The following is a 13,011-nucleotide window of genomic DNA, read 5'->3' as shown; positions in this document are numbered from 1 at the left end:
CAAACCAAGGATCACGCGGCAACCGCGTTACACCACGCATTTGGACTTGACCCGGGCGAACCGCGCCATACTCCGCGACCGGGGTATCAAAGCCGTCATCCCGGAACCCTCCGATCAGATCGGACACGCCAAACGCCGCGGCTCACGCGGCGGCCGGCCCGTGAACTTCGACTCCGAGACCTACAAAGGCCGCACCACCGTCGAAAGATCCTTCAGCCTCTCCAAGCAATGGCGCGGCATCGCCACACGCTTCGACAAACTCACACTGACCTACCGCGCCGGCGTTATCCTGTACGCAGTCGTCATCTGGCTACGCCAATAAAGAGACACGCCCTAGACGATGGCAGAGATCCCGGTGATGGCACGGCCGGTCACGAGGGTGTTGATCTCGTGGGTTCCCTCATACGAGTAGATGGCTTCGGCATCTGCAAAAATCTTGGCCATCTCGAAGTCCGTCACGATGCCATTGCCGCCCAGGAGGCTGCGGCCGATCGCAACACTCTCGCGCATCCGGGCGGTGGTGAATGCCTTGGCCAGGGCGGACTGTTCGTCCTTGGCCTGGCCAGCGTCCTCCAGTTGGGAGAGCCGGACCATCATGGCCATCGAGCTAACGGCATTTCCGAGGATCTGCACCAACTGGCTTTGGACGAGCTGGAACGACGCCAGCGGACGGCCGAACTGGTGGCGTTCCACGGCGTAGCGGCGAGCCACGTCAAACGCTGCCAGCTGCTGGCCAACTGCCTGCCAGCCCACGGACAGCCGCGTGACCTTCAGGACCTTGTTGGTGTCGCGGAAGCTGTTGGCGCCTGCCAGCTTGAAGAAGTCCGGAACCACCACGTTCTCCAGGACGATGTCTGCGTTCTGGACGGTCCGGAGGGAGATCTTGTTTTCGATTTTGGTGGCACTGAACCCGGGCAGCGCCGTATCTACCAGGAAACCCTTGACCTGGTTGTCGGCGAGGTCCCGGGCGTAGATGACCACCCAGTCCGCGAATGTAGCGTTGCCGATCCAGCGTTTGTCGCCATTGAGGATCCAGGTGTCGCCGTCGCGCTGTGCTGTGGTGCGCGTGCCGCCGGCCACATCGGAACCGCCCAGGGGTTCGGTGAGCCCGAATGCGCCGATCTTCTTCAGCGAATAAATATCCGGGAGCCAGGCGTCCTGCTGTTCCTGGGAGCCAAGGGCTTCGATGGAGCCGGTGAACAGTCCGTCGTGCACGCCCATGAAGGTAGCGATGGAGGTATCGGCGCGCGTGGCCTCGGCGTGGACCAGGCCGGCAAACAGGTTGGAGTAGCCCTGGCGCCGCACCGGGCTCACCAGGTCGATTTCGGCCAGCTTGGGAATGAGTTCCATGGGGAACTCACCGCGGTTCCAGCAATCCACGGCAATCGGCCGGACTTCGCGGGCAAGGAAACCCCGGATCTCGGCCAGCCGGTCCTGCTCCTTGGCGGTGAGAAGCTGCTCGAAGGCGAAGAAGTCGCCGTCGGCGTACGGAAGGTTGTTGATGTCAATGGATTTCTTAGGCATGGTTTCCTCGCTAGGGATCAGTGCTGATAGACGGCTCCAAGGCGCGAATATCCCCGGAAGTTCATTAAGTTACTGATGAGTAACTTACCGCATCGGGCTTACCCTCCTCAACGGTGGCGATGGAACGAAGCTGGACCTGCAAACGCCCAGGCGGTCGAACGGTGCAGCGAACTTCGATAACGTCGGGGGCAAGGATGTTGCATCTTTCACTTGGGGGAATTGTATTGACTGACCCGCGCCGCGAGGCCGTTCTCATCCGGAGCAGGGACCAGCCCGGATTTCACGACAAAACCTCGCAAGTTTTGGATTACGTTGTCGCCGCCGACTTCACCTTCGTTACATTCCAGTTAGCCAGCAGCCCGCGGAAATACAGGTATTCGGCCCAGAACGTCATGATTCTGCGCAACCCGACACGCGAACCCATTGAGGATAGGGACTGTGTCAGCATCCGTGGAGATCCCGTGCAGGGAGTGACGGAGGTGTGGCGTTTTGACGGTCCAGGCCAGACCTGGTGGCGCGTTTTCTCCTTAACCAGCGGACGCGAAGTCTATAGGACATGCAGGCAGGACGAGATCAGCATTGTCCACGCTGCGGAGGACGCCACCGAAGCTTACGACGTCCTCAACTACTGGCACCACGTCGTTTCCCATCTCGGGCAGGACGATCCATTGCGCCCCCTATACAAGAGCTTTCGGGCCATCCCCTAGGGGAGCATCCTCGATCTCTACCTTCGCGGCGAAGCCCTGGATGCCTCGGCGGAAATCGGGGAACTTATTTTCCCGTTTTCGTCAAACCTCAGCCAGCGCGAGGCTCTGATGAAAGGCCTCACCCACCGTATCTCGGTCATCGACGGGCCGCCGGGAACAGGAAAGACGCAAACAATACTGAACCTGGTTGCCAACATCATCCGTTCCCCGGGGACAACTGTGGGCATTGTGTCTTCCAATGATGCCGCGGTGGAAAACGTCCGCGACAAGCTCGCGCGGGAAGGGCTCGGCCACGTCGTTGCAGACTTGGGGCGTAGCGACGTGAGACGTAAGTTCTTCGCGGGACAACACGCCGAAAACGTCGAGGTGCAACGCCAAGCCGGGCGCTCAACTGTGTCCTTGCCAGCAGCCGGTCGGATTTCGGACCTCGACAAGCAACTCCAGCACTTGCAGGTGATGGCCCGGGAGCTAGCTATGCTGCGGCAGGAGCTGGATGCCTACAAACTTGAACGGCGTCACTTCAGCCACCATGTCGACAGTCACGAACTGCCCTCGCTTCCGGCATTGACACTCCTGAAGCGGCCGTCCAACCGTATCCTCGAATTCCTCGCCCAGACAGCGGCCGTTCCAGCGAATGAAAGTCGCCTCAAAAGAGTTTTTCGACGGTTCAAGGGCCGTTTTCGATATGGATCCACGAAGCACATCGATCCAGACAACACGGACGTAATCCTGCGTCTCCAGGCTGCTTTCTACGACAGCAAAATTGCGGAGTTGGAACAGCAAATCGAGCGAGCGAAAGCGCAGCTCGATCAGAACGACTGCCCCGGTCTCGAAGACGAACCGGGGCACTTGTCACGACAAGCGCTGGACGCCGGTCTGTACCAGCGCTATTCCGGTGGCCGGTCTCAAGGCTATTCGGACGACACTTATCGCCGGGACTTCAAGAACTTTGCCAACGATTATCCAGTGATCCTGAGTACCTGCCACTCGCTACGGCGAAGCATCCCGGCTGGCTTCCTGCTGGACTACCTGATCATCGATGAAGCGTCCCAGGTGGACCTTCTAGTCGCGGGCGTGGCGCTTTCCTGCGCACGGAACGTCATCGTGGTGGGCGACCTGCAGCAGCTACAGCACATAGCGGCGAAGGGTGCATCCGAGCGTGCCGGCCAGCACCTGCGCCAAGTTACGACTATGGGCGGCACAGTATCCTGTCCTCAATCATCGAGCGCTTCGGCACCGACCTCCCCCGCACAATGCTCCGGGAGCACTACCGCTGCGACCCTGCCATCATCGATTTCTGCAACAAGAAGTTTTACGGTGGGCAACTCGTTCCGTACACGGTCAGTGACCCGGACAACAAGGCGCTCATAGTGGTACGCACAGCTAAGGGAAACCACATGCGGCAGCACGTGCGCGGTCGCACCAACCAGCGGGAAGCGGACGTTATTGCAGAGGAAGTCCTGCAAGAATTCTGCTCAGACACACGGCCTGAAGACATAGGTGTGGTCACGCCGTACCGTCTGCAAGTGGACAAAGTGGCGGAAGCCCTCGTCAACACCATCCAGGCTGACACCGTCCACAAGTTCCAGGGCCGCGCGAAGGAAGTCATCATCATGAGCACGGTCCTGGACGAGACGAAAAACGGACGTTTCGGGGTTGAATTTGTGGATAGCCCGCAACTGGTCAACGTGGCGGTATCCCGGGCGGTCAAACGGTTCATTTTGGTGACGAATTACGACATGCTGCCGGCCAGCCGTCATCTCCGCGATCTGGTCCAGTTCATCCAATACCAGGATCCCGAGCACGGCGTGTTCGATAGCGCAGTCGTATCTGTATTCGATCTCCTCTACAAGGAGTACTCGGCGGTGCTCCGGCCCTTGGCTGCCCGCATTCAAAACACGTCCAAGTTCGCTTCCGAAAACATCGTGTGGACCCTGCTCCTCGAAATTCTTGCCGAGGCAACGTACACGGATTTGGCCGTTGCTCAGCAGGTCGTTTTGCGCAATCTGCTCCCCGACCTGTCCAGGCTCACGGCCCAGCAGATGGCCTACGTGCGCAACCGCGCCACGGTGGACTTCGTCATATACAACCGCATCACCAATGTGCCTGTCCTCGCGGTGGAAGTTGATGGTTTCGCCTTCCACGAGGCTGATCCTCTGCAACGAGTCCGGGACGGCTTCAAGGACGCGATCTGCCTCGCGCACGGCATTCCGCTCCTGCGGCTGCCAACCACCGGGAGCGGCGAAGAACACGTGATCCGCCAAAAGCTCGCCACAGCCATTCTTGACTAGGCATCCGTCTGAGACACGTGTGCCCTCCGGTTTGCGTGGACGCAGACCGGAGGGAACACACAGTAGGGCTACTCGGACTTGAACCGAGGACCTTAGGATTATGAGTCCCGCGCTCTAACCAGCTGAGCTATAGCCCCCCGCCCCTGCCAGCGTGGTCTGTGGACGACTTCAGCTTCAGCAGGGCAAAAACACTCTAGCAAATAGTGGCGGCCATCAGGACCACGCAGCCAGGACTCCGGGCCCCGGCCAGGATGGAGCGAGCAGCTGCCAGATCGCAGTCAGAGCGCTTTGTCGTCGTAGGTTGCACCCCGGTAGAGGTCCTCGAAGGTCTGCAAAGTGCCCTCGATGCTGTGCGGTTCAACCATCCGCCGGCTGGCCTGGCCCATTGCCGCCCGTTCGTCGGCCGGCAGCTGGAGGATCTTCGTGATCTTGGCTGCGAGGTCGTCGCTGTCGTTGGGTGTGAACAGGTATCCGTTCTCGCCGTCACGCACCAGGTGCGGCAGTGCCATGGCATCCGCGAGCAGGACGGGAGTGGAGGCGGACATGGCTTCAAGGGTCACCAGGGACTGAAGCTCAGCGGTCCCCGGCATGCAGAACAGGTCTGCCCTGATGTAGGCCTCACGGAGGTCTTCGTCGCTGGCCAGTCCCAGGAATTTCACCCGCTCCCCCATTCCGAGCCGTTCCGCCTGCGCTTCAAGAGCCGCGCGGACTTCGCCGCCGCCCACAATATCCAGGTGGACGTTGAGCTCTTCGGGCGTCTTGGACACGGCATTGATCAGCACGTCCACGTGCTTTTCCTCGGCCAGGCGCCCCACAAATACCACTGTCGGATGGGCGTGCGGTTCGATAACTTCGCCTGGCTTCAGCTCGTAGGCTGCGGAGTCGATGCCGTTGGAGAGTGGCAGTACCTTGTGCAGGAAAGCGTGCTGGTGCATGGCCTTGGCGGCCAGGGGTGTGGGCGTGGTGACCACGTCAGCCTGGCCCATGACCTTGCCCATGTCCTTCCAGGAGATCTTGCCGATGATGTCCTTGAACCACTGCGGGAACGGCAGGAACGGGTTCAGGTTCTCAGGCATGAAGTGGTTGGTGGCCACAATTCTGATGCCCCGCTTCCCCGCTTCGTAGAGCACGTGCTCGCCGATCATGTAATGGCTCTGGATGTGCACTACATCGGGCTTGATCCGATCGAAAAGGAGGCCGATCTCCTTCTTGATTTCCCAGGGGAAACAGATGCGGAAGTATTCGTGGGTGAAGACCCCGTGCGAGCGGAGCCGGTGCACGGTCGCCTCGGAGCGGAACTCGGTGAAGCTCGCACCGTTGTCCGCCCGGCAGGCCAGCACATGCACATTGTGGCCGCGGCCCGTCATACCCTTCGCGAGCCGGTAGCTGAACTGGGCGGCCCCGTTGATGTGGGGCGGATACGTATCCGCGGCAATCAGTACGGTCAAGGGTCGCTGGTCAGAGGGCGTTGTCACGTGGAGAGCTCCTGAAGGTCACGGTGCGGGCAGCTGTCGCTGGCTGCACCGGTGGGCCGCCGGCAAGGTAGCACGGGGCCTCTTAGTGAAAATCGGATGGTCATGAAGATGGGCTGGTCGGGAAAACAGGCTAGTGGGACGCCCTTCCCGCCGCCTTCCGCGCATCTTTCCTGCGCTTAGTGACCTCGGGATGGTGCCTGGAAAGGGCGATCACCCCCACGATAGCAAGCGAAGCAGCCGTAGCCATGGCAATCGCCATCACGGCGTGGACGTCCGGGCGCAGCTCACCCAAGATCACGATGCCGATGGCGATACCCACGATCGGGTCGATGACAGTCAGCCCGGCGATGACAAGGTCCGGCGGGCCGCCCGAGTAGGCGCTCTGCACAAACCACGAACCCAGGCCGCCGGCCGCTGCGATGGCCACTACCGAATACCACTGGACATTGAGCAGTGCCAGCCCGTTCGGATCCAGCAGGTGTTTGCCGATGATACGTGTCAGGACCGCGACGAAGCCGAACAGCATGCCGGCGCCGAGGATGTAGACAAACGCGCCCATCCGGTGCCGGAACATGACCGCCAGGGTGCCGAACACGCCGACGGCCAGTGCCAGCAGCAACACGATGGTGAGCTCGTCCTCCTGGTTCACGTGGTGGTTCTCCTGCGTCACGTTGACGGCGAGGAGGACAAAGAGCGCGGAGCCGGTCACGCAGGCCGCGATGGACACCATTGTGGCCCGGTTGATGGTGATGTCCTGGTCCCGGGCATTCACCACCGTGGTAATGACCAGAGCAATGGCGCCGATCGGCTGTACCACCGTCAGCGGCGCGGAGACCAATGCCACCGCGTTCATTCCCATCCCGACGCACAGCAGGAGAAGTCCCAGCACCCACCGCGGATTGCGGAGCAGACGGAGGAATCCGTGTGAACTCAGCGCCAGCCCGCCGGTGTCAGCCTTGACTGCACTCCCCTGCTTCTGCGCTCCGAAGGCCAGGCAGAACGCTCCAAGCACCGCCAGCAGAACGGCCACCCACACCATCAGCCGGTGCCGCCGTCCTGATGGGACTGCTGACGGCCCTTGCGCAGAATGGCCCAGAAGTAGTTATAGGCGGCAATCCAGTGGCCGGCAAGCCCGAGTCCCAGCACGATCCAGGCGGCAACGTACAGCGGCCCGGCAATCGGGGTGTCCAAACGCGACAGGACCAGCAGCGGTGTGCCCAGAAGCAGGAATCCGGTGCGGACCTTGCCCACACGGCTCACCGGCAGGTCCGGATGGCCCCCGAAGTAGGAGAGCGTCAGCAGCAGGAGCACGGCGTCCGGCACCAGGAGTGCGGCCAGATACAGCCAATGCACGACGCCGGCAATCACCAGGGTGACCGCCACCGCGATCAGGGCAAGCCGGTCCGCCAGCGGGTCCATGACCCGGCCGAGCTTGGACGCCTGGTCGAAACGGCGGGCCACATACCCGTCAATCCAGTCGGTTCCCGCCATAACCACCAGAACCACAACGGCGGTCCCATACTCCTTTTGGGCCAGGACCAGCCAGACAAAAAGCGGCACGCCCATAAAGCGCAGCACCGTCAGGGCGTTGGGGAGTGTGAAAACGCGGTCGTGGTCAATCTGGGGTCGGCCGGGTCGCGCGCCAGCGCCAATGAACCTCAATCCGCCCCCCTTCCATAGTTCCCAGTGTGATGTCTGTTGTCAGGGGTTCCGGAGCAGCCTGCGCAGGAGCACCACAAGGATCGTCGCGGAGGCCGCAAGGGCGGCAAGCGGCTTCCAGCGCACGCCAACGCCGTCCCGGGAGCCCGAGAAGGCAGCGAACTTCTGGCTGGCCGCGGCCGCGCCGTATTCAACGGCAGCCGTGCCCTCGCCAAGTTTCTCCTTGGCAGCGCCCAGTACGAACATGGCCTGCGGCTTGATGTCGAGCTCGGTATCCAGCTCGTCGCGGACCTGTGCCAGGTGCCGCCGGCGCTGTTCGAGGCGGCGGTGAAGCTCGGGCTCGGACGCGTGCGGGAACTCCTTCTTATGCGCCTCGGCCTTGGCTTCCTTCGCGGCCTTGGCCTTCGCGGCTGCTTCGTCCTTGGCAGCCTTCGCGGCCTTGGCCTCCGGGCTGGCAGGATCGAGCAGTTCGGCGTTGAAGCGCGAGCCTTCCTTGGCGATGCCGAGATCGTGTTTGATCCCGCGGATGGTTTCGGCCGGGACCAAGGGCATGGCCTGCTTGAATTTGCTGAGGCCGATCAGGGCACCGATGAGGGCGATGACCAGGAAGAGGGCGCAGACGAGCAGCGCGGCCAGCCACGCCGGCATGACGGTGGCCAGGCCCATTATGGCGGCCACGATGAGGCCCACCACAAGAAACGCCACAAAAAGAAGCGCGACGGCGAAGAACGCGGCGGCGACGCCTACCTGGATTCCCTTGCGCTTGAGCTCGATCTTGGCGAAGGCGATTTCATCGTTGAGTTGGCGAGGGGCCAGGCGAAAGAGTAGTTTCAGCGTCCTGGGCAGCGCGGTGATCCGCAATCCCTGGCCGGTGCGCCCGGTGTGACGTCCGCTCATCGGTTCCCGCCTAACTTGTTGCGTAGTCTGCTGCCTGGTCGATTCGGCATCCGTGTGCTGTGGGAGCCCGCCGCAGCACGGTCCTGCCCCCAAAACTATCATTCCGGTCCGGGGCAAACTTCCTGGTTGGCCCCACGGCGCGCCCGCAACCCCGGAAAGATGGAACTTCCGGGCCTAGGATTGATCTCCGTGACCACTCACTCGAATCCGGGCGATTCGCTGACCCGACGCCGGAAACTGCTGTACATCCTCCTCCTCGGTGCACTCACCGCGCTGGGCCCTTTCACCATCGACCTGTACCTGCCTGCGTTCCCGGCACTGGAAGCGAGCTTGGGGGTCACCGAGGCCCAGGTCCAGCTGACACTGGCCGGCACTACCGTGGGCTTTGCCCTCGGCCAGCTGGTGGTGGGCCCGTTCAGCGACAAGTTCGGCCGCCGGCTCCCGCTGATCCTGGCCACGGCCCTGCACATCGCCTCCTCCGTGGGAGCAGCCCTGTCCACCGACATCTCTACGTTGGGCTTCTTCCGCGTGCTCATGGGTGTGGGGGCTGCGGGTGGCGGTGTGGTGGCCATGGCAATGGTGCGGGACCTGTTCTCCGGCTATGCCATGGTCCGGATGTTCTCGCGCATGGCCCTGGTGAACGGACTGGCTCCGATTCTGGCCCCGGTGATCGGATCGCAGCTGCTGCTGGTGATGCCGTGGCCGGGAATCTTCGTGTTCCTGGCCGGTTACGGCACGCTGGTGATCATCGCCGCACTCGTCCTGGTCCGCGAAACATTGCCACCGGACAAGCGCGGGCTGACCGGCATGACTGCCAGCCAGCGGTACAAGGTTCTTTTCACGGACCGGATCTTCGTGGGCCTCCTGGTGGTGGGCGGCATGAACTTCGCAGGCCTCTTTACTTACCTGTCCGCTTCGCCGTTCCTGTTCCAGGACATCTACGGGTTCTCGCCGCAGGAATACGGTCTGTTGTTCGGCATCAATTCCCTGGGCATTGTGGCTGGTGTCCAGATCAGCTCCAGGCTCATCCGTATCGTCCCCCCGCAGTGGATCCTTGCCTGTTCCACAGCCTGGATGTTCCTCATGGCCCTGCTGATTGTGGTCTTTGACCAGGCCGGCCTGGGACTTTGGGGCGCAATGGTTCCGCTCTGGTTCTACATCATGGGCACTGGCTTTACGTTCCCCTGTGTCCAGGTGCTGGCTTTGAGCAGCCACGGAGCACAGGCCGGGACGGCTGCGTCGCTCCTGGGTGCCGCGACGTTCCTGATGGCCGGCCTGGTGTCACCGGTGGTGGGGTGGCTGGGCATCACCAGCTCCACCCCCATGGGCGCCGTGCAGGCCGCCTGCATACTGATGGCGATAGCTGGCCTCTGGCTGATCGTCAGGCCGCGCACCGTGCCCTCGATCCACTGAACCCGTAGATCACTGATGAAACGCATGCCACGCAAGCCGCACCGAAACCCCCGGGGACTGTTCCTCGGGGCAGTGCTGGGCGGCGTGGCCGGTTACTTCCTTGGGCGCGTGGTCGGCAGTGGAGCCCTAGGCATAATCCTGGGTGCGCTGGCCGGTGCTGCCCTGCTGTACCGGGTTAACCCGGGCCCTTGGAACCGCCCGTAGTTGTGGGGGTCTGGAGAGCCGTTGTGACCGGGCGCCAAATCGCGGGTCACCGAGGAGGGGCCAACCCCTGCCGCTGGGGTACTTTCCCACGATAAAATAGATCCGTGCCCAGCTGGCAGTTCTCCCCGCCGCCCCCGGCCACATGGCAACGTTGCGACTCAGGCATCTTGCCCTTGTGGTGGGACCGGCTGTGCGCCCAAACCGGCGAGCAGTCCGCAGCCCTCTATGCCGCCGGACTCTTCACGGACGACCGACGGCGGCCTATCGCGCAGTGGTTCAACGCCGCCTTCAGCGCCGCCCTCCTGGTGGCCCCGGAGACGTCGCCCGAATGGCCGGTGCAGCGGTTCGGCATCTTCTACGCACCGCCGGCCTCCGGCTTCGTCCGGGTGCACTCAGCAGCCCATGAGTGGCATCCGCGGGAGCCCCGCAAGTTCCCCACCGAGCAGGACGCCTTCCGCGCGGCCATTGCCGAAGCGGAGTGCTTCCTGCAAGTGGAAATGGACTTTGTCTGATGCAAAAAATCCCCGCCCTCAGAGATGAGGACGGGGATCTATTGTTTGTTTGCTCCTCCTGCTGGACTTGAACCAGCAACCCTTCGATTAACAGTCGAATGCTCTGCCAATTGAGCTAAGGAGGAATGAAGCAGGTATGACCTTAGCAAAGGTTTCCCGGGAATGGGAAATCGGCGGCAGCACAGACTTGCATACCCGCCCCGGGTATACAAAAATCCCCGTTCCGGAGACCCGGAACGGGGATTGTGCGCTCCTCCTGCTGGACTTGAACCAGCAACCCTTCGATTAACAGTCGAATGCTCTGCCAATTGAGCTAAGGAGGAATGAAGCGGGTACCAGCCTAGCAAACACCGTGCGGGGAAACGAAATCGGAGCGAAATCGGCGCGTTTCACGCGTCGGAGCGCAGTGCCCGGCGTTCCATTTCGAGCATCATCAGTTCGCGCTGCAGCTGCTGGATCCGGTCGTGCTCGGAGCCTGGGTCGAGTCGCTGCAGCTGGCTCATCTTGTCCGCCTTAACGCGCGTGATCTGGAGTTCAAACAACGCAGTGAGAATGCCTCTGCCGTACTTCTGGACTCCCTCGGCGGTGCTAGCGGGCAGCGGCACCACGGACAGTTCGGACACCAACGGCCGCAGGGGTTCCGGGACTTCCTCCATCACCTGGCTCACCCAGCGTGCGGGGTCGCCGATCAGCTCGGGGCCGGAGGCGCGCATCGCATCGTGTACGGCCAGGAAGGCGGGCGTGATGAACCGGGCCCCGGAGAAGCGCTCCCAGATGCCGCCGCCCAGGAGTGCAGGCTCCTGCAGCGCTACCTCCAGGGCCTGCCGTTCCATGGAGGCCACGGGGTCCCGTGGGTCGGGCCGCTGATAGGAAGGGACAGCGCCCGACGTCGGACCGGCAGCCACGCCGGGCCCGCCCGCCTGGGCGGACCCCAGCTGAGCCGCCGTACCGGCTCCTGAGGGTTTCCCAGGTGCAGCCGGCCCGCCAGCGGCGGCACGCTTCATGGCGACACCAACAGCCCGGCTGACATCTTCAACCGAGATGCCAAGCCAGCCGGCCAGTTCCCGGGCATACTCGGGCCTGATGGCTGCGTCGCGGATCTGGGCCACCACCGGAGCCGATTCCCGAAGCGCGGCCACCCGGCCCTCTACGGTGTCCAGGTTGTGGCGCCTGAGCGTGGCCTTGATGGCAAACTCGAACAGGGGCCGGCGCGTGGCGATCAGGTCCCGCACGGCGGCGTCGCCCCTGCTTTGGCGCAGGTCGCACGGGTCGGCGCCGGTGGGCTCCACGGCCACGTAGGTCTGGGCGGTAAAGCGCTGGTCTTCCTCGAAGGCGCGCAGTGCCGCCTTCTGCCCGGCGGCGTCACCGTCAAAGGTGAAGATAACCTCTCCCCCGGTGCCGTCGTCCGACAGCAGGCGGCGGGCGATCTTGATGTGCTCGGTGCCGAACGCCGTGCCGCAGGTGGCCACCGCCGTCGGGACTCCCGCCAGGTGGCAGGCCATCACGTCCGTGTATCCCTCAACCACCACAAGCTGGCGGTCTTTGGCGATACTGCGCTTGGCGAGGTCGATCCCGTAAAGCACCTGGGACTTCTTGTAGAGCGTGGTTTCGGGGGTGTTGAGGTATTTGGGGCCCTGGTCGTCCTCATACAGCTTGCGGGCGCCGAAGCCGATGGTGTCGCCGGCGATGTCGCGGATGGGCCAAATGAGCCGGCCGCGAAACCGGTCATAAATGCCCCGGTTCCCCTCGGAGAACATCCCCGTCAGCTTGAGCTCCTGGTCCGTGAAGCCGCGGCCGCGGAGGTGCTTCAGGAGCGCATCCCAGCCCTGCGGCGCGTAGCCCACGCCGAACTGCTCCGAGGCGGCGCGGTCAAAGCCGCGGCCGAACAGAAAGTTCCGGCCTTCGGCGGCGCCGGGCGTCAACAGCTGGGCGCGGAAGAATTCATCGGCGATTTTGTGGGCATCCAGCAGTCGCTGGCGCTTGCCCACTTCCTCGCGGTTGGGGCCGGTGCCGCCGTCTTCGTAGCGCAGTTCGTAGCCGATGCGGGCAGCAAGTTTTTCCACGGCCTCATGAAATGAGGTGTGGTCCTGTTTCTGCACGAAGGCGATGACGTCCCCGTCTTCACCGCACCCGAAGCAGTGGTACCTGCCCACCTGGGGGCGCACGGTGAACGACGGCGACCGTTCGTCGTGGAAGGGGCACAGGCCCTTATACGTTCCCAGCCCGGCACCCTTGAGCGTGACGTAGCCGTCAACCACTTCCTTGATGTCCGTGCGCTGGCGTACTTCGTCTATGTCATCGCGTTTGATCAGGCCAGCCACAGAGCCAT

12 protein-coding genes, 3 tRNA genes and 1 pseudogene are annotated in these 13,011 nt (G+C 62.9%); 7 read left to right on the top strand and 9 right to left on the bottom strand.

Annotated features, from left to right (window positions below; genetic code table 11):
• Positions 1–49: 49 nt before the first annotated feature.
• Positions 50–322, top strand: a pseudogene (locus tag ACQCSV_RS07385) (transposase); the annotation flags it as partial.
• An 11-nt stretch (positions 323–333) separates the two neighbouring features.
• On the opposite strand, the gene ACQCSV_RS07380 reads toward ACQCSV_RS07385, so the two are convergent.
• Positions 334–1,524 (bottom strand): acyl-CoA dehydrogenase family protein, encoded by a 1,191-nt coding sequence (locus ACQCSV_RS07380; protein ID WP_354222281.1) that lies wholly within the window; start codon positions 1,522–1,524, stop codon positions 334–336.
• A 224-nt stretch (positions 1,525–1,748) separates the two neighbouring features.
• On the opposite strand from ACQCSV_RS07380, the gene ACQCSV_RS07375 reads away from it, so the two are divergent.
• From ACQCSV_RS07375 to ACQCSV_RS07365, 3 genes are all read left to right on the top strand, one after another.
• Complete coding sequence (locus tag ACQCSV_RS07375) at positions 1,749–2,231, top strand: hypothetical protein (protein WP_426939429.1); 483 nt, start codon at positions 1,749–1,751, stop codon at positions 2,229–2,231.
• 108 nt (positions 2,232–2,339) lie between these two features.
• The gene (locus ACQCSV_RS07370) at positions 2,340–3,602 is read left to right on the top strand and encodes an AAA domain-containing protein (protein WP_426939428.1); all 1,263 of its coding nucleotides are present in this window, start codon (positions 2,340–2,342) and stop codon (positions 3,600–3,602) included.
• Positions 3,485–4,522, top strand: a complete 1,038-nt coding sequence (locus tag ACQCSV_RS07365; RefSeq protein ID WP_354156003.1) for an AAA domain-containing protein — start codon at positions 3,485–3,487, stop codon at positions 4,520–4,522. The genes ACQCSV_RS07370 and ACQCSV_RS07365 overlap by 118 nt, the downstream gene beginning before the upstream one ends.
• Positions 4,523–4,585: 63 nt before the next feature.
• Here the strand turns inward: ACQCSV_RS07365 and ACQCSV_RS07360 are convergent.
• From ACQCSV_RS07360 to ACQCSV_RS07340, 5 genes are all read right to left on the bottom strand, one after another.
• Positions 4,586–4,659, bottom strand: a tRNA-Ile gene (locus tag ACQCSV_RS07360).
• Positions 4,660–4,800: 141 nt separating this feature from the next.
• Positions 4,801–5,997: a glycosyltransferase gene (locus ACQCSV_RS07355; protein ID WP_354153815.1), complete on the bottom strand. Its 1,197-nt coding sequence runs from the start codon at positions 5,995–5,997 to the stop codon at positions 4,801–4,803.
• Between the two features lie 130 nt (positions 5,998–6,127).
• The gene (locus ACQCSV_RS07350) at positions 6,128–7,036 is read right to left on the bottom strand and encodes a DMT family transporter (RefSeq protein ID WP_354153816.1); all 909 of its coding nucleotides are present in this window, start codon (positions 7,034–7,036) and stop codon (positions 6,128–6,130) included.
• Positions 7,036–7,659 carry a CDP-alcohol phosphatidyltransferase family protein gene (locus tag ACQCSV_RS07345; RefSeq protein WP_354153817.1) on the bottom strand — a complete coding sequence of 208 codons (624 nt, stop codon included), beginning with the start codon at positions 7,657–7,659 and terminating at the stop codon, positions 7,036–7,038. The genes ACQCSV_RS07350 and ACQCSV_RS07345 overlap by 1 nt, the downstream gene beginning before the upstream one ends.
• A gap of 39 nt (positions 7,660–7,698) precedes the next feature.
• Positions 7,699–8,553 (bottom strand): phage holin family protein, encoded by an 855-nt coding sequence (locus ACQCSV_RS07340; protein ID WP_354153818.1) that lies wholly within the window; start codon positions 8,551–8,553, stop codon positions 7,699–7,701.
• 159 nt (positions 8,554–8,712) lie between these two features.
• Between ACQCSV_RS07340 and ACQCSV_RS07335 the strand changes: the two genes are divergently transcribed.
• From ACQCSV_RS07335 to ACQCSV_RS07325, 3 genes are all read left to right on the top strand, one after another.
• Positions 8,713–9,966, top strand: coding sequence for a multidrug effflux MFS transporter (locus tag ACQCSV_RS07335; RefSeq protein WP_354154195.1), 1,254 nt, complete (start codon positions 8,713–8,715; stop codon positions 9,964–9,966).
• Between the two features lie 24 nt (positions 9,967–9,990).
• Positions 9,991–10,170, top strand: a complete 180-nt coding sequence (locus tag ACQCSV_RS07330) for a hypothetical protein (protein WP_354154196.1) — start codon at positions 9,991–9,993, stop codon at positions 10,168–10,170.
• Between the two features lie 104 nt (positions 10,171–10,274).
• Complete coding sequence (locus ACQCSV_RS07325; protein ID WP_185263057.1) at positions 10,275–10,682, top strand: hypothetical protein; 408 nt, start codon at positions 10,275–10,277, stop codon at positions 10,680–10,682.
• 52 nt (positions 10,683–10,734) lie between these two features.
• Here the strand turns inward: ACQCSV_RS07325 and ACQCSV_RS07320 are convergent.
• The 3 genes from ACQCSV_RS07320 to dnaG form a co-directional block, all read right to left on the bottom strand.
• Positions 10,735–10,807 (bottom strand) — tRNA-Asn (locus ACQCSV_RS07320).
• A 125-nt stretch (positions 10,808–10,932) separates the two neighbouring features.
• Positions 10,933–11,005 (bottom strand) — tRNA-Asn (locus ACQCSV_RS07315).
• A gap of 66 nt (positions 11,006–11,071) precedes the next feature.
• Positions 11,072–13,003, bottom strand: a complete 1,932-nt coding sequence (dnaG, locus tag ACQCSV_RS07310) for a DNA primase (protein WP_354153819.1) — start codon at positions 13,001–13,003, stop codon at positions 11,072–11,074.
• Between the last annotated feature and the right edge of the window lie 8 nt (positions 13,004–13,011).

It is taken from the genome of Pseudarthrobacter sp. S3 (assembly GCF_050156905.1).
GTDB lineage: Bacteria > Actinomycetota > Actinomycetes > Actinomycetales > Micrococcaceae > Arthrobacter.
This window is presented reverse-complemented; position numbering and strand designations above follow the sequence as displayed.